Annotated in this window: 14 protein-coding genes; 7 read left to right on the top strand and 7 right to left on the bottom strand. The window is 64.7% G+C overall.

What is annotated here, in order from left to right; translation table 11 throughout:
• Positions 1–33: 33 nt before the first annotated feature.
• Entirely contained in the window at positions 34–924 is an 891-nt protein-coding gene (locus AC58NV_RS04135; RefSeq protein ID WP_497225995.1) for a LysR family transcriptional regulator, read from the bottom strand.
• Between the two features lie 111 nt (positions 925–1,035).
• Between AC58NV_RS04135 and AC58NV_RS04130 the strand changes: the two genes are divergently transcribed.
• From AC58NV_RS04130 to AC58NV_RS04115, 4 genes are all read left to right on the top strand, one after another.
• Positions 1,036–1,794, top strand: coding sequence for a class II aldolase and adducin N-terminal domain-containing protein (locus AC58NV_RS04130; protein WP_497225994.1), 759 nt, complete (start codon positions 1,036–1,038; stop codon positions 1,792–1,794).
• A 105-nt stretch (positions 1,795–1,899) separates the two neighbouring features.
• Complete coding sequence (locus AC58NV_RS04125) at positions 1,900–2,928, top strand: fatty acid desaturase (protein ID WP_497225993.1); 1,029 nt, start codon at positions 1,900–1,902, stop codon at positions 2,926–2,928.
• 34 nt (positions 2,929–2,962) lie between these two features.
• Positions 2,963–3,274, top strand: a complete 312-nt coding sequence (locus tag AC58NV_RS04120; protein ID WP_497225992.1) for a non-heme iron oxygenase ferredoxin subunit — start codon at positions 2,963–2,965, stop codon at positions 3,272–3,274.
• A 148-nt stretch (positions 3,275–3,422) separates the two neighbouring features.
• Positions 3,423–3,611, top strand: a complete 189-nt coding sequence (locus tag AC58NV_RS04115; RefSeq protein WP_222502914.1) for a hypothetical protein — start codon at positions 3,423–3,425, stop codon at positions 3,609–3,611.
• A 6-nt stretch (positions 3,612–3,617) separates the two neighbouring features.
• On the opposite strand, the gene AC58NV_RS04110 is transcribed toward AC58NV_RS04115, so the two are convergent.
• Positions 3,618–4,418 (bottom strand): alpha/beta fold hydrolase, encoded by an 801-nt coding sequence (locus tag AC58NV_RS04110; protein ID WP_497225991.1) that lies wholly within the window; start codon positions 4,416–4,418, stop codon positions 3,618–3,620.
• Positions 4,419–4,479: 61 nt separating this feature from the next.
• Between AC58NV_RS04110 and AC58NV_RS04105 the strand changes: the two genes are divergently transcribed.
• Positions 4,480–4,845 carry a hypothetical protein gene (locus AC58NV_RS04105; protein ID WP_497225990.1) on the top strand — a complete coding sequence of 122 codons (366 nt, stop codon included), beginning with the start codon at positions 4,480–4,482 and terminating at the stop codon, positions 4,843–4,845.
• Between the two features lie 300 nt (positions 4,846–5,145).
• Here AC58NV_RS04105 and glyA read toward each other — a convergent pair whose 3' ends face one another.
• On the bottom strand, positions 5,146–6,441 hold the full coding sequence (glyA, locus tag AC58NV_RS04100; protein ID WP_497225989.1) for a serine hydroxymethyltransferase: 1,296 nt from the start codon (positions 6,439–6,441) through the stop codon (positions 5,146–5,148).
• 169 nt (positions 6,442–6,610) lie between these two features.
• On the opposite strand from glyA, the gene AC58NV_RS04095 reads away from it, so the two are divergent.
• Positions 6,611–7,372 carry an NAD kinase gene (locus AC58NV_RS04095; protein WP_497225988.1) on the top strand — a complete coding sequence of 254 codons (762 nt, stop codon included), beginning with the start codon at positions 6,611–6,613 and terminating at the stop codon, positions 7,370–7,372.
• Positions 7,373–7,860: 488 nt separating this feature from the next.
• Here AC58NV_RS04095 and AC58NV_RS04090 read toward each other — a convergent pair whose 3' ends face one another.
• The 4 genes from AC58NV_RS04090 to AC58NV_RS04075 form a co-directional block, all read right to left on the bottom strand.
• Positions 7,861–9,303 (bottom strand): amidase family protein, encoded by a 1,443-nt coding sequence (locus AC58NV_RS04090; protein WP_497225987.1) that lies wholly within the window; start codon positions 9,301–9,303, stop codon positions 7,861–7,863.
• Positions 9,304–9,450: 147 nt separating this feature from the next.
• Positions 9,451–11,340, bottom strand: a complete 1,890-nt coding sequence (gene prpE, locus AC58NV_RS04085; RefSeq protein WP_497225986.1) for a propionate-CoA ligase PrpE — start codon at positions 11,338–11,340, stop codon at positions 9,451–9,453.
• 263 nt (positions 11,341–11,603) lie between these two features.
• The gene (locus AC58NV_RS04080) at positions 11,604–11,996 is read right to left on the bottom strand and encodes a GFA family protein (protein ID WP_497225985.1); all 393 of its coding nucleotides are present in this window, start codon (positions 11,994–11,996) and stop codon (positions 11,604–11,606) included.
• Between the two features lie 44 nt (positions 11,997–12,040).
• Positions 12,041–14,314 carry an NADP-dependent malic enzyme gene (locus tag AC58NV_RS04075; RefSeq protein WP_366663252.1) on the bottom strand — a complete coding sequence of 758 codons (2,274 nt, stop codon included), beginning with the start codon at positions 14,312–14,314 and terminating at the stop codon, positions 12,041–12,043.
• 164 nt (positions 14,315–14,478) lie between these two features.
• On the opposite strand from AC58NV_RS04075, the gene AC58NV_RS04070 reads away from it, so the two are divergent.
• A complete protein-coding gene (locus AC58NV_RS04070; RefSeq protein WP_497225984.1) occupies positions 14,479–15,564 on the top strand; it encodes a cupin domain-containing protein in 1,086 nt (361 codons plus the stop codon).
• Positions 15,565–15,605 lie beyond the last annotated feature (41 nt).

Below are 15,605 nucleotides of genomic sequence, written 5' to 3'. Positions count from 1 at the left end.
GCCTTATGGGTCGGGCCAAAGGCCCAGCCCGCGCTACACGGGCGGCAGCTCCGCCTCCAGCCACTCCAGAAACGCCCGCGATGCCGGGGTGCTGGCATGGCTTGGCGGCGGCATCAGGAAGTAGTTCTCCAAAAGCTCCGCCGAGTGATCGCCGGCCCTGACCAGCTGGCCGCTTTGCAGCAGCCCGCCCGCCAGCGTGTCATGCGACATGGAGATCCCGGCGCCATTCACCGCCGCGGTCATGGCAATCACGTAAGTGGAGGCCAGGTTGATCTCGTGGTTGCGCTCAAACGGCCGCTCCTGCGACTTGAACCATGCGCCCCAAGATCCTGTCACCCCAGCACAATCCAGCAGGTGCGCGGTGCTGAAATCCACCGCGCCGCCCTGATAGCCCGGTGCGCAGACCGGGTAGAACCGGTCCCGCGTCAGCCGGACCGCGGCCGCCGACATGTCATTTGGACGGCCAAAGCGGATCTCGGTCCCGGCAGAGCTGGCATGGCGCTCCGGATCCCAGATCGGGGTCACGATGTTCAGCACCAGCCAGGGGAATTTTTCATAGAGGCGCGGCAGGCGCGGCGACAGCCAGAAGACTGAGAACGCCATATTGCACTGCAGCACCAGATGCCGCCCCTGATCGCCGCCGGTAAAGGCCTGGGTGCCTGCGGCAATCAGGTCAAAGGCCTCGCGCACGATCGGCATGTAGTTGGCCCCGGCCTCTGATAGCTCCAGCGCACGGGTTTTGCGGATGAACAGCTCGCGGCCCAAAAAGTTCTCCAGGCTGCGCACATGCTGGCTGATTGCCGATTGGGTCAGGTTTAGCTCCGCGGCGGCGCGGGTGAACGAGAGGTGCCTGGCACTGGCCTCAAAGGCGCGCAGCCAGGTGAGGGGGGGCAGGGAGGAAGAGGGCGATCCGGGGGACGGCATGGATGTATCACCTATGCATTAGTACAATTAATGCATAGCGGCTGAATCAATCGTTTGTCAGCAGCGAATACGGCTGGCACCACTATGGCAACCGAATTTGGAGGCGTCACAATGAACAAGCAAACGGACCTGAGCCCGAACCTCACCCACTGGCAGGAGCGCGTCGACATGGCCGCCGCCTTCCGCTGGACCGAACGCCTGGACATGCATGAGGGCGTCGCCAACCACTTCAGCCTGGCGGTGAACGAGGACGGCAGCCAGTTCCTGATGAACCCCAACCAGGCGCATTTCCGGCGCATCAAGGCCTCCGATCTCCTGCTGCTGGACGCCAACGACCCCAAGACGATGGACCGCCCCGACGCGCCGGACCCGACTGCCTGGGGCCTGCACGGCTTCATCCACCGGCTGTGCCCGCACGCCCGCTGCGTGATGCATGTGCATTCGATCCACGCCACCGTGCTGGCCTGCCTGGCCGACAGCACCCTGCCGCCGATCGACCAGAACACAGCCACCTTCTACAACCGCTATGTGGTCGACGGCGATTTCGGCGGTCTGGCGTTTGAGGACGAGGGCGCCCGCTGCGCGTCGATGCTGACCGATCCCAAGGTCAAGACCATGATCATGGGCAACCACGGGGTGCTGGTGATCGGCGACAGCGTCGCGGACACTTTCAACCGCCTCTACTATTTCGAGCGCGCCGCAGAGACCTATATCCGCGCGCTGCAAACCGGCCGGAAACTGCGGGTGCTGAGCGATGAGATCGCCGAGAAGACCGCGCAGGAGCTGGAGGATTACCCGGACCAGGCGGAGCGCCACCTGGCCGAGCTGAAGGCGATCCTCGACGACGAAGGCTCCAATTACGCCAGCTGAATAGGCTTTCAATCCAGGCAGTGACGCCACGGGCAGTTGATTCATCTGCCCGGCGGCTTGCTGCATCCAATCGTAACATCACTTCAGCCATCCAGAAGGTTCCAGATGCCTGGTTACGTCCCCACCAATGCTGCGTCCTCGGGTGTGAAGCTAGACAAGAAGACGCTGAAATCCATCGCCGCCCGCAGCGACAGGCCCGGGCTGATCTACCTGGCGCAATGGCTAGCTTTCCTGACCGCCACCGGCACCCTGGTGTGGGCCGCGCTCGGCACCATCTGGATGTGGCCCGCGATGCTGCTGCACGGCATCTTCCTGACCGTTCCGGCCTATTCCTTCAGCCATGAGACCGCGCACGGCACCGCCTTCCGCACCCGCTGGCTGAACGAGACGGTGCTGTGGGTCACCTCGCTCCTCTACATGGAAGAGCCGCTGCACCGCCGTTACACTCACACCAACCACCACACCCATACCTGGTGGGTCGGCAAGGACAGCCAGATGCCGTTCGACACACCGATGGGCTTTGGCGGCTGGCTGGCCGAGATCACCGGCTTTGCGCTCTTGCGCTTCCACATGCAGGTCTTCGTGCATCTGGCGGCGGGCCACTACACCGACACGATGAGGATGGTCACGCCCGAGGGCGAGTTCGCCAAGATGAGCCGCAACGCGCGCATCATGCTGATGATCTATGCGCTGATCGCCGCGGCGCCGTTCCAGGGCATCTGGTGGCCGGTCTGGCTGGTTGTCATCCCGCGAGTGCTGGGCGCGCCTGTCATGCTGCTGTTCACCCTGATCCAGCATGTCGAGCTGCAGGAAAACTCGCCCTCGATCCTGGAAAGCACCCGCTCGTTCCGCAGCAACTGGCTGGCTGAGTTCCTCTATATGAAGATGAACAACCACGTCGAACACCATCTGTATCCGCAGGTGCCGTTCCACGCGCTGCCAAAACTGGCGGAAGCGGTGCAGGACCAGCTGCCGCAGCCCGATCCCGGTTTCTTCAAAACCAACCTAGAAGTGCTGTCCGTGGTGCTGCGCCGCTCCCTGGGCCGCCCGACCCGGGCCGCCACCATCCGGCAGGCGCCGCATATGATCACCGACGGTGGTCCGGTGCAGCGCGTTGCGCAACGGACCATGTAATTCCCGCCCGATCCCAACACCAGGAGCCGCAAGAATGAGCCAATGGATTGACGCCTGCGCCACCGATGACATCGACGAGGAAGACCTGATTGCCTGGGAGCATGACGGCAAGTCCTATGCGATCTACAACACCGCAAAGGGCTTCTTTGCCTCCGATCTCATGTGCACGCATGAGGAGCAGAGCCTGGAGGACGGTCTGGTGATCGACTGCGTCATCGAATGCCCGCTGCACGGCGGCCGCTTCGACATCTGCACCGGCAAGGCGCTGTCCGCTCCGGTGCATCAGGACCTCAAGACCTACCCGGCAAGGGCTGAGGGCGGAAGGGTTTTTGTGAATACCGGCTGACGCGTTCCAATCCGGATAGCCAGCGGCTGGCGGCCCCTCGGGGCCGCTGTTATTGATCGGGTTGCCATCTGATCCTGATCAAGGCAGCGACTGCCCGGTCTCCCTATGCATGAATCCAGAGAGACTCGGCAGCTATAGGAGAAAGCCCATGTTGCGCCTTGCATCCATCCTGTATTCGCTGATCGGCAGCAGCCTGGCAGGGGCCGGGGTGATTGCGGTGCTGGCGGCCGGGCTGGTCACCACACAAGCCATCATCGGTGCCGCCGCCGCGGGCGCGGTGCTGGCACTGCCGGTGGCCTGGCTGGTGGCGAAACAGCTCTATGCCCGCGGCGCCTGACCCGGCTCAGGCGTTCAGGAACACCCGCGCGGCGGCCTCGAACTCCCGCGGCTTCTCCGCGTGCAGCCAATGGCCCGCGCCAGGCAGCTTGGCAAACCGGGCATTGGGGAACCGCGCGCGGATCTCCTCGCGGTGCTCCGGCAGCACGTAATCCGACTCGGAGCCTGACAGGAACAGGGCAGGGCCGTCCCAGGCGGGGTCCGTCTGCGGGAAGGACATGATGTTCGGCATCTGATCCGCCAGCGTGTCCAGGTTCAGCTTCCAGCGCTTGTTCGGCAGGTCCAGCGACTGGGTGAAGAAGCTCTGCAGCGCAGGCTCCACCCCGGCCTCACCCAGTTTTGCGGCGGCCTCAGGGCGGCGCTCGATGGTCTCCAGGTCCAGCGACTTCATGGCGTGGATATACTGGATCTGGGTATGGCCGTAGGCGACCGGCGCGATGTCGGCAACCACCAGCTTTCTCACCGCCTCGGGATGGTTCAGCGCCAGCATCATCGCCGCCTTGCCGCCCATCGAATGGCCGATCACATCCATCCGGCCGCCATGGGCGCCGATCACTTCCTCCAGGTCCCCGGCCAGCTCCGGATAGGTATGGCTGTCCTCGCGCGGGCTGTCGCCGTGGTTGCGCATGTCCACCGCAACCACCTGCCGCTCATCCGACAGGCGTTTGGCGATGACGCCCCAGTTGCGGGCCGAGCCATAAAGCCCGTGGGCAATCAGAAGCGGGGTTTTTCCGGTGGCAGCGCCATGAGTGATCGTGTTCAGCATGCCGCCTTGATAGCCGCGCAGGCGGAGGCTTGCCACCCCCATTGAGGCAGCCGCAGGGGCAGGCTAGGGTGGCCTCGCAGCGCAGCATGGGGAGAGTGCCGCAATGGCCGCCAGCCTGGACCAGGATATCGAAGACATCCGCACCCTCCTGAAGGAGCGCGAGCACGCATCCGGCGATCTTGCCGCCGCGCTGAAACGGGTCCGCCGCCGCATCCCCCGCCGGATCTACAAGCAGGGCATGAAACTGGCCGCCGCGCTGCCGCTGCTGGAACACCCCAGGCTCCGGATGACGGTGGACGAAAAACCGCTGCAGGGCGCGGCCCGCGAGGTGAAGGCGCATCTGCAGAAAATCGATCTTGCCGACCGCCGCAAGGGCTTCTGGCTGGGCGTGCTGGGCAGCATGGCGTTTTCCATCCTTTGCGTGCTGATCTTCTTGGTGGTGGTGCTGCGCTGGCGCGGCCTGATCTGATTTCCCGCTTTACGCCGCCGCCGCTATCCGCGTTTAGATGCCTCTGGTCCAGCAGCCGGCCGCTCCCGCCCCTTTCCGGCCTGGCTGCGGCAGGCCCTCAAGCGTCGGGCAGGGTGCCGGGCCGGGATTGTTAACGCTGCAGACGCTCGTGTAATTCACTGTTAATAAACAAGGTTTCGCAGCGAAACCCCTTTTCTGTGACGCGTGTTCCCGCGGGCCGCTGCGCGCTTTGCGCCTGCCAAAGCAAAACCGCCGCGGCTGGCGGCCGCGGCGGTTTCAAGTCTTGGGGGAAGCCCGGGCTTACAGGTTCGGGTAGAGCGGGAACCGGGCGCAGAGGTCCGCGACCTTGGCGCGCACCGAGGCTTCCACGCCGGCGTTGCCCTCTTCACCGTTGGCCGCCAGCCCGTCGATCACCTCGATGATCAGGTCGGCGATCTGGCGGAACTCCGCCTCGCCGAAGCCGCGGGTGGTGCCCGCCGGGGTGCCCAGGCGCAGGCCGGAGGTCACGGTCGGCTTTTCCGGGTCGAACGGGATGCCGTTCTTGTTGGTGGTGATATGGGCGCGGCCCAGCGCCTTGTCGGCGATGTTGCCGGTGACGCCCTTGGGGCGCAGGTCGACCAGCATCACATGGGTGTCGGTGCCGCCGGTGACGATGTCCAGGCCGCCCTGGATCAGCTGGTCGGCCAGCGCCGCCGCATTGGCGCGCACCTGCTTCTGGTAGGTCTTGAACTCCGGCTTCAGCGCCTCGCCGAAGGCCGCCGCCTTGCCGGCGATCACATGCATCAGCGGGCCGCCCTGGATGCCCGGGAAGATCGCCGAGTTCACTTTCTTGGCGATCGCCTCGTCATTGGTCACGATCATGCCGCCGCGGGGGCCGCGCAGGGTCTTGTGGGTGGTGGTGGTGGCGACATGCGCATGCGGGAACGGCGAGGGGTGCTCGCCGGCCGCGATCAGGCCTGCGATATGGGCCATGTCGACCATGAAGAAGGCGCCGACGCTGTCGGCGATTTCACGGAACCTGGCAAAGTCGATCTGGCGCGGGATGGCGGAGCCGCCGGCGATGATCAGCTTCGGCTGGTGCTCGCTGGCCAGCGCCTGGATCTGGTCGTAGTCGATCCGGTTGTCGCTTTGGCGCACGCCGTAGTGCACCGCGTTGAACCACTTGCCCGACTGGTTCGGCGCGGCGCCGTGGGTCAGGTGGCCGCCGGAAGCCAGGTCCATGCCGAGGATGGTGTCGCCGGGCTTCAACAGCGCCTGGAACACGCCCTGGTTGGCCTGCGAGCCGGAGTTCGGCTGCACGTTGGCGTATTCGCAGCCGAACAGCTGCTTGGCGCGGTCGATCGCCAGGTTCTCGGCGACGTCGACATACTGGCAGCCGCCGTAGTAGCGGCGCCCCGGGTAGCCTTCGGCGTATTTGTTGGTCAGCACGGAGCCCTGCGCTTCCATCACCGCGGCGGAGACGATGTTCTCGGAGGCGATCAGCTCGATCTCGTCGCGCTGGCGGCCCAGCTCGGCCGTGATCGAGGCAAACAGTTCAGGATCGCGCTCAGACAGCGCTTGGGTGAAAAAGCCGGTGTCACGGGTCGCTTCAGTCATGGTGGCTCCGTTGGAGTTGGGATCAGAATTGAGGGATTTCCTATCGGAAACTTCCTTGCGCAGGAAGCCTGTAAAGCGACATATCCCTGCGACAGAACGGCAACTATGGCCATCGGCGGAAAGCTGTGATTGTTTCGGAACCAGATGCCTAATACCGGAAACAGATTTCATGAGTTTGAGAATCGCCTTTCTGGCCAGTGACGTTGACGTGGCACAGGATGCGCTGGCTGAACTGAGCCGCCGCTACGGCCATGTGCCGCCGGACCAGGCCCAGGTGATCGTGGCGTTAGGCGGTGATGGCTTCATGCTGCGGACCCTTCATACCATGGTCGATCACCCGGCGCCGGTCTATGGCATGAACCGCGGCACTGTCGGCTTCCTGATGAACGAGTACCGCGAGGACGGGCTGATTGAGCGGCTCGAGGAAGCGGTGCAGGAGATCATCAATCCGCTGTCGATGACCGCAATGGACCGCCGCGGCGAGGTGCACAAGGCGCTGGCGATCAACGAGGTCTCGCTGCTGCGGGCGGGCCCGCAGGCGGCACGGCTCCGGATTTCGGTGGACGGGCGGATGCGGATGGAGGAGCTGGTCTGCGACGGCGCGCTGGTCTCTACCCCGGCAGGATCCACCGCCTATAACTACTCCGCCCATGGTCCGATCCTGCCAATCGGGGCCGATGTTCTGGCGCTGACCGCCATTGCCGCCTTCCGCCCGCGGCGCTGGCGCGGGGCGCTGCTGCCCAGCAATGCAATGGTGCGCTTTGATGTGCTGGAGGCGGACAAGCGCCCGGTGATGGCCGATGCCGACTCGATTTCGGTTGCCGATATCGACTGGGTGGAGATCCGCACCGATACGCAAATCCGTCATAAAATCCTGTTCGACCCCGGCCACGGGCTGGAGGAACGGTTGATTTCGGAACAGTTCACCTGAGCGTTTAACGCATCGTTCACGAGGCTGTGAACGACCCGGTAACCATTCCGTGCGAGGATTTATCCACAGGCAGATGCTGGCGCATTTGCCTGAGGCTGCAAAGCCGATGTGCCGGACCGGCGGATTTAATGCGTTCCAGTTTTGTGTTTCCCGCCGGTGGCACCCGGCCGGTCCGCGTTCAGGCGTTCGGGCCGCGGGTGCGGTAATGGTATTGAGTAACTTGGGTGTGGAAGGATCCCGGGGGCGGCTCACCCCGTCCCCGGGGCGCTGCAAAGCGGGCTGCAGCGGGAGGTCTGGCGAATGCAGTTCCTGGCCGGGACGGGCTGTCCGGAGGCAGAATGGTGCGGCATTCCTTTCAATTTTCATACGGCCCCGCCGAACCGGGCTCTCACGCCGGCTTTTCAAGTTCGGGCAGATGTTCTCTGTAACCGGCAAGAACAGCCTAGCGCGCGGGCGGATGCAGCAATGGTAAGGTTGCGCAGCGGGGGCTACCCGCCGCTTGCGGCCATCTTCTCCCACAGCGGCAGGCACATGCGGCCGGCGCGGGCCTCGATGGCGGCGCAGGCATCCACCGCCAGATCCTCGCGCCAGCGGCGGGCGGCGATCTGCACATTGACCGGCTGCGGGCCCTTGGGCAGTTCGGCCAGCCGGGCCGGGACCGAGGCCGCGGGCAGGCCGAGGAAGTTCATCGCATAGGAATAGACCGCGCAGCCCAGCACCTCATGCACGCCTGCCGCGCCCTCGGAGTCGCGGTCCGGCTTGAAGAAGGGTTGCGGCAGGAAGGGCGACAGCACCAGCGGGTAGTCCTCCATGAACAGCGACCACTGGCGTGCGTAATGGGTCCGCTTGGCCATCATCTGCAGCAGCTCATCTCCGGCAAAGGGCGGGAATTCCTGAAAATAGACCGCAAATATGTCGCGCACGGTCTGCGACCCTGCGGCGTCCACATCTCCCTTCATCAGCGCGTAGATCTCGCCCATCAGCGCCCGGTAGCCGGTGCGCCCGGCGTCAAACACATTGGGCGGCTCTGCCTCTTCGACCTTATAGCCCGCATCAGCCAGCGCATCGCGGGCGAAATTCAGCGCCGCCTCGACCTCGGGGTGCAGCTCATAGCCGTGGGTGTTTTTCGTAAAGGCGACCTTGATGGGGCCGTCCGGCGCCGCGCCGCGCCAGGGCATTGGCACATGAAAGGGGTCGCGCGGATCTGCGGCGATCAGGGCGGGCATCGACAGATGCAGATCTTCAGCAGTGCGGGTGATCAGCCCCTGCACAGACATCAGCTGCGCCAGCAGCCCGCGTTCCGCCGTCTGGCTGGGGTTCCAAGCGGGCACCCGGCCCAGGCCCGGCTTCACGGTGACCGCGCCGTTGGCCGCGGCTGGAAACCGCAAGGAGCCGCCGATATCATTGCCATGCGCCAGCGCGCCGATCCCGGCCATCACCGCAGCCCCCGCGCCGCCGGAGGAGCCGCCCGGAGAGATATGCCGCCCCCAGGGGTTATGGGTGCGCCCGTGCAGCGGGTTTTCGGTGTCAGCGCGGAAGGAAAATTCCGGCGTGTTGGTGCGGCCGATCACCACTGCGCCCGCCTTGTACAGGTTCTCAACGACGGGTGCGTCGGCCGGGGCGATCAGGTCCTTCAGCGCCGTCACCCCGTTGGAGGTGGCGTGGCCCTTCTGATCAATATTGATCTTGATGGTGACCGGCACCCCGTGCAGCGGGCCGGGCTCCGCACCGCCGCTGCGCGCCTTGTCCAGCGCGCGCGCCCGTTCCAGCGCCTCGGCGCTCAGGTCCTCGACAACCGCGTTCAGGCCCGGGTTCACCGCGTTCATCCGGCCGATCGAGGCCTGGACTGCGGCCTCGGCGCTCAGATCCCCGGCGCGGGTCAGTGCGGTCAGTTCGGTGGCGCTCAGTTGCCATATGTCCGGTTTTGTCATGCTCAGGCCTCCCTGGCCGCAGCCTAGGCGGGCAGGGCGGAGTTGCAAGCAAAACCGGACGGAAAACAGGCTCCGCCTGCTGTGGCGGAGCCTTCAAAAACCCTCGCAGAGTTTTTGGCCGTTTCCCGAGCCGGGAAACGAGGGAGGTTACTTGGCGTAGCCGATGGTCTGCAGCGCCGTGGTGATTTCGTCCAGGATCGCGGGATCGTCGATGGTGGCAGGCATCTTCCAAGGCGTGCCGTCGGCGATGTTCACCATGGTGCCGCGCAGGATCTTGCCGGAGCGGGTCTTGGGCAGCCGGTCGACCACCACCGCCAGTTTGAAGGCGGCGACAGGACCGATCTTCTCGCGCACCAGTTTCACGACCTCGGACACCACTTCACCGTGATCGCGGTCCGCACCCGAGTTCAGACAAAGGAAGCCCACCGGCATCTGGCCCTTGAGGCTGTCCGCCACGCCGATAACGGCGCATTCGGCGACATCCGGGTGGCCCGCCAGCACCTCCTCCATGCCGCCGGTCGACAGCCGGTGGCCCGCCACGTTGATCACGTCATCGGTGCGCGCCATGATGTAGAGGTAGCCGTCCTCGTCCTTCATGCCGGCATCGCCGGTCTCGTAGTAGCCGGGGAAAGTATTCAGGTAGCTCTTCTTGAACCGCTCTTCCGCGTTCCACAGCGTCGGCAGGGTGCCCGGCGGCAGCGGCAGTTTCACCGCAATCGCGCCCAGCTCGCCCGCCGCAACAGGGTTGCCGCCCTCGTCAAGAATATCCACCTCGTAACCCGGCATCGGCACCGCAGGCGAGCCGAGCTTGGTCGGCAGCTCCTCGATCCCCAGCGGGTTGGCGGCAATCGACCAGCCGGTTTCGGTCTGCCACCAGTGGTCGACCACCGGCACCTTCAGCTGCCCCTGCGCCCAAGTGATGGTGTCGGGGTCCGCACGCTCACCGGCCAGGTAGACCTGCTTGAGGCCGCTGAGGTCGTATTTCTTAACGAACTCGCCCTTGGGGTCCTCCCGCTTCACCGCGCGGAAGGCGGTGGGGGCGGTGAAGAAGCTCTTGACCTTATGCTCGGAAATCACCCGCCAGAAGGTGCCCGCATCCGGGGTGCCGACCGGCTTGCCCTCGAACACGATGGTGGTGTTGCCGTGGATCAGCGGCGCGTAGCAGATGTAGCTGTGGCCGACGACCCAGCCCACATCCGACGCCGCCCAGAACACGTCGCCGGGATCGACGTTGTAGATGTTCTTCATGGTCCAGTTCAGCGCCACCAGCTGGCCCGCGGTGTGGCGGATCACCCCCTTGGGCTGGCCGGTGGTGCCGGAGGTGTAGAGGATATAGGAGGGGTGGTTGCCCTCGACCGGCACGCATTCGGCCGGTTCCACGCCGTACTGGAAGCCATGCCAGTTCACGTCGCGGCCCGGGATCAGCTCTGCCACTTCCTGCTCGCGCTGGAAGATCACGCAGAAATCCGGCTTGTGCTCTGCCAGGTCGATGGCGCCGTCCAGCAGCGGCTTGTAATGCACGATGCGGCCCGGCTCGATGCCGCAGGAGGCGGCGATGATCGCCTTGGGCTTGGCGTCGTCGATCCGCACGGCGAGTTCGTTGGAGGCAAAGCCGCCGAACACCACCGAATGCACCGCGCCGATCCGGGCGCAGGCCAGCATCGCCTCCAGCGCCTCGGGGATCATCGGCATGTAGATGATGACACGGTCGCCTTTCTCCACCCCCTTGGCGCGCAGCGCGCCGGCCAGGGTGGCCACGCGGTTGCGCAGCTCGACATAGGAGATTTCACGCTTGGTATGGGTGACCGGGCTGTCATAGATGATCGCGGTCTGCTCGCCGCGGCCTTCCTCGACATGGCGGTCGACGGCGTTGTAGCAGGTGTTCACCTTGGCATCGGCAAACCATTCGTAAAGCCCTTCGCCCTTGTCAAGCAGCGCCTGCTTCGGGGCTTCATCCCAGCTGATGCCCTGTGCGGCTTCCATCCAGAAGCCTTCCGGATCCTGTTTCCAGGCCGCGTAAATGTCCTGATATCCCATGGTGTTCATCTCCTCCTGCCATTTGCGTAGGCGAGAAACCGGCAGCCGGGCAAGTTTTGCTGCGTCTTCATGCAAGGTTGGTCAAGGAATTTACAGATTCTGCCCGGATTTGCGCCGGTGATTTACCGGATTTACAAGCGATGGCCGGCTTGCCCGCCGTCAACTTTGCAAACTGGTGTTTGCTGTAGAATATTCCGGAAACCCGCTGCCGAATTGCAAACTTGCAAAACCGGCTGCCATGCGCCCGAACCCGCCGCCGGGAATCACCCGTTTGAGGATTTGGCAAAGCGGGGCAGGCTGTCCTTCAGCTCCAGCCAACGGACATGGTCGGAATGGAACACATGGAACTTGGGCGGCATCTGGCTGGGGCTTTCCAGCGTCGCGGTGTAGAGGTGGATGTTCACCGGATCGCGCGCGGTGCGATAGGCCATCTGGGTGCCGCAGGTGCCGCAGAACAGCCGGTCCACCCCTTCGGACGAATTGTAGACCTTCAGCTCCGCGCCGGACCAATCCACCGCTTCATGCGGCAGCCCGAAGAATGCGGTGACAGGCGCCGCGCAGTTGCGGCGGCAGTCGGCGCAGTGGCAGTAGCAGCTCCAGGCCGCCTCGGCCCGGCTCTCCCAATGCACTGCGCCGCAGTGGCAATGGCCTCTCATATCCGGCCTCCCTGACTGGGCGGCCGGCTGACGGGGCCGCGAAGTTAACCGTAGTGCGCGACCGGGGTGCCGGCAATGGCGGCCATGTTCAAGAGCCCGCGCGCGGTGATCGAGGGGGAGACGATATGGGCGCGGTTGCCCATGCCCATCAGGATTGGCCCCACTTCCAGCCCGCTGGCCCGCATCTTGAGGATGTTGCGCACGCCGGAGGCCGCATCGGCATGGGCGAAGATCAGCACATTGGCGGCGCCGTCCAGCCGCGAATTGGGGAAGATCCGCTCGCGCAGCTCCGGGTCCAATGCGGTGTCGATGTTCATCTCGCCCTCATAGACGAAGTCGCGGCGCTTATCGTCGAGGATTTCAATGGCGGCGCGCAGCCGGCTGCCGGTGTCGCAGGAGATATTGCCGAACTGCGACTGCGAGCACAGCGCGATCTTCGGCTCCAGCCCGAAGCGGCGCACATGGCGGGCCGCGCCCATCACGGTTTCGGCGATCTGCTCCGGCGTCGGCTCCACATGCACATGGGTGTCGGCAATGAACAGCGGGCCGTCCTCCAGGATCATCATCGACAGCGCGCCGTGCGGCGAATAGGTGCCGCCGCCCAGCACCTGCTGCACGTAGTTCAGGTGCCAGCGGTATTCGCCGAAGGTGCCGCAAAGCAGGCTGTCCGCCTCGCCCCGGTGCACCATGATGGCGCCGATCGCGGTGGTGTTGGTGCGCATGATCGCCTTGGCCAGATCCGGCGTCACCCCCTGGCGCTGCATCAGCTTGTGATAGCTGTTCCAGTAATCGTAATAGCGCGGGTCGTTCTCCGGGTTGACCAGCTGGAAATCCCGGCCCGGGCGCACATCCAGGCCCAGCTTCTCGCAACGGCGTTCGATCACCTCCGGACGGCCGATCAGGATCGGCGTCTCGGTGGTTTCCTCCAGGATCGCCTGGGCGGCGCGCAGCACCCGCTCATCCTCGCCTTCGCTGAACACGATGCGGCGGGCGGCGGCGCGCGCGGCCTCGAACACCGGGCGCATCAGCAGGGCGGACTTGAACACGGTCTGGTTCAGCTTCTGCTTATAGGCGGCGATATTCTCGATCGGCCGGGTCGCAACGCCGCTTTCCATCGCTGCCTTGGCCACCGCGGAGGAGACAACCGCCACCAGCCGCGGATCGAACGGTTTCGGGATCAGGTAATCGGCGCCGAAGGTCAGCTGCTCGCCCTTGTAGGCTGCCGCGGCTTCGGCAGAGGTCGTGGCGCGGGCCAGTTCCGCGATGCCGTCGACGCAGGCAATCTGCATCTCGTCGTTGATCTCTGTCGCGCCCACGTCCAGCGCCCCGCGGAAGATGAAGGGGAAGCACAGCACGTTGTTGACCTGGTTGGGGAAGTCGCTGCGGCCCGTGGCGATGATCGCATCCGGCGCCACCTTGCGCGCCTGGTCGGGCATGATCTCCGGCGTCGGGTTCGCCAGCGCAAAAATGATCGGGCGGGCGGTCATCTTGCTGACCATTTCCGGCTTCAGCACATTGGGGCCGGACAGGCCCAGGAACATGTCGGCGCCGTCCATCACCTCGTCCAGCGTGCGCAGGTCCGAGGCCTGGGCAAAGGCCGCCTTCTGCGGGTTCATGTCCTCTTCGCGGCCCTCATAGACCAGCCCGTGAATGTCGCAGAGCCAGATGTTCTCGCGCTTCACGCCCAGCTTCAGCAGCATGTTGAGGCAGGCGATCCCCGCCGCGCCGCCGCCGGTGGAGACGATCTTGATGTCCTCGAACGATTTGCCCGCCACATGCAGCGCGTTCTTGGCCGCGGCGCCCACCACAATTGCGGTGCCGTGCTGGTCGTCGTGGAAGACCGGGATGTTCATCCGCTCGCGGCACAGTTTCTCGACCACAAAGCAGTCCGGCGCCTTGATGTCCTCGAGGTTGATCGCCCCGAATGTCGGCTCCAGCGAGCAGACGATCTCGGCCAGCTTCTCGGGATCGCTTTCGTTGATTTCCAGGTCGAAGCAGTCGATGCCCGCGAAATTCTTGAACAGGACCGCCTTGCCCTCCATCACCGGCTTGGAAGCCAGCGCGCCGATGTTGCCCAGCCCCAGCACTGCGGAGCCATTCGACACAACCGCAACCAGATTGCCGCGCGAGGTGTAGCGGGCGGCATTGGCCTCATCCGCCTTGATCTCGACGCAGGCCTCCGCCACGCCGGGCGAATAGGCGCGGGCCAGGTCGCGCCCGTTGGCCATCGGCTTGGTCGCGCGGATCTCCAGCTTACCGGGGCGGGGAAACTCGTGATAGTTGAGTGCGGCTTGGCGCAGGTTCTGTGAATCGGACATCTGGCGCTCCTCGGAAAGGGTATTGTTTAGCGTTAAACCATTTTTTCTGCCGGAAACATAGTCCAAACTGACGCAAACGGACGCGGCGGCAGACCGGGCGGCGGGTTCTTGCATAAACCCTGCCGCAAGGTCACTCTCCTGCCAACAGAACAGGGAGTGAAAACGTGAGCGAAACAATCGCCGAGATCCGCCTGCCGACGGATGAGTTGCGCAATGATATTCCGTTTTATACCAAGGTTTTGGGTATGAAGATGGACATGATCTATCCGGCGGATGATCCGCGCATCGCGGTGTTTTCCGGCCACGGGCTGCGGCTGCGGGTTGAAAAAGGGGCGCAGGAATCTCCGGGCACAATCCGCATTCTGACTGAAGATCCTGATGGATTTGCCGAAGGCCAGCGCCGCCTGACCGCGCCCAACGGCACCAAGGTCGAAATCGAGGAGCGCCACCCGCCGATGGTGATGCCGCAGACGGTGCACAGCTTCGTGGTCCGCCGCCTTAAGGACCAGGCGCCCTGGATCATCGGCCGCGCAGGCATGCACTACCGTGACCTGGTGCCGGACCGGCTGGGCGGCTCGATCATCGCCAGCCATATCCGCATCCCCGACGGCGGCCCGGTGCCGGACATGGTGCATTTCCACCGGGTCGGCTTCCAGCTGATCTTCTGCATCCATGGCTGGGTTGATGTGGTTTACGAGGATCAGGGCGAGAAGATGCGCCTGACCGCGGGCGACTGCTTCATCCAGCCTCCGGAGATCCGCCACCGGGTGCTGGAGGCCAGCGACAATGTGCAGGTGATCGAAATCGGCGTGCCGGCCGAACATGTGACCGAGATCGACCACGAGATGACCCTGCCGACGCCGCACTACCGTCCCGAACAGGAATGGCAGGGGCAGCGGTTCGTGTACAACAAGGCGGAGGGCGCCGCGTGGGTGCCGTTCCGGCTGCCGGGCTATATCTGCCGCGACACCACCATTGCCGAGAACACCAAGGGCGTCGCGGGTGTGCAGGTGGTGCGCCGGGGCGAGGGTGAGCCGCAATGGGCCGCGCATGACACCGACATCCACTTCACCTTTGTGATGAACGGCGCGGTGACGCTGGAGGGCGAGGGCCGCGAGCCGTATCAGCTGGAGCTGGGCGACGCTTTTGTCATTCCGCCGGGGATGAAGACCCGCCTCAGTGCGCCGTCGGATGATGTTGAACTGCTGGAGGTGACTCTGCCGGGCGTGTTCGAGACCACACTGGCCTGAAATCAGAGCGGCGCAAAGAACTGCCTCCGGGGGCTTCCGCT

The organism is Leisingera sp. ANG49 (assembly GCF_059694505.1).
This window is presented reverse-complemented; position numbering and strand designations above follow the sequence as displayed.

Coding starts and splice junctions, on each gene's coding strand:
- AC58NV_RS04130 (WP_497225994.1), top strand. CDS start 1,036: ATGAACAAGCAAACGGACCTGAGCCCGAACCTCACCCACTGGCAGGAG.
- AC58NV_RS04120 (WP_497225992.1), top strand. CDS start 2,963: ATGAGCCAATGGATTGACGCCTGCGCCACCGATGACATCGACGAGGAA.
- AC58NV_RS04095 (WP_497225988.1), top strand. CDS start 6,611: ATGAGTTTGAGAATCGCCTTTCTGGCCAGTGACGTTGACGTGGCACAG.
- glyA (WP_497225989.1), bottom strand. CDS start 6,441: ATGACTGAAGCGACCCGTGACACCGGCTTTTTCACCCAAGCGCTGTCT.
- AC58NV_RS04080 (WP_497225985.1), bottom strand. CDS start 11,996: ATGAGAGGCCATTGCCACTGCGGCGCAGTGCATTGGGAGAGCCGGGCC.
- AC58NV_RS04090 (WP_497225987.1), bottom strand. CDS start 9,303: ATGACAAAACCGGACATATGGCAACTGAGCGCCACCGAACTGACCGCA.
- AC58NV_RS04110 (WP_497225991.1), bottom strand. CDS start 4,418: ATGGGGGTGGCAAGCCTCCGCCTGCGCGGCTATCAAGGCGGCATGCTG.
- AC58NV_RS04115 (WP_222502914.1), top strand. CDS start 3,423: ATGTTGCGCCTTGCATCCATCCTGTATTCGCTGATCGGCAGCAGCCTG.
- AC58NV_RS04125 (WP_497225993.1), top strand. CDS start 1,900: ATGCCTGGTTACGTCCCCACCAATGCTGCGTCCTCGGGTGTGAAGCTA.
- AC58NV_RS04075 (WP_366663252.1), bottom strand. CDS start 14,314: ATGTCCGATTCACAGAACCTGCGCCAAGCCGCACTCAACTATCACGAG.
- prpE (WP_497225986.1), bottom strand. CDS start 11,340: ATGGGATATCAGGACATTTACGCGGCCTGGAAACAGGATCCGGAAGGC.
- AC58NV_RS04135 (WP_497225995.1), bottom strand. CDS start 924: ATGCCGTCCCCCGGATCGCCCTCTTCCTCCCTGCCCCCCCTCACCTGG.
- AC58NV_RS04105 (WP_497225990.1), top strand. CDS start 4,480: ATGGCCGCCAGCCTGGACCAGGATATCGAAGACATCCGCACCCTCCTG.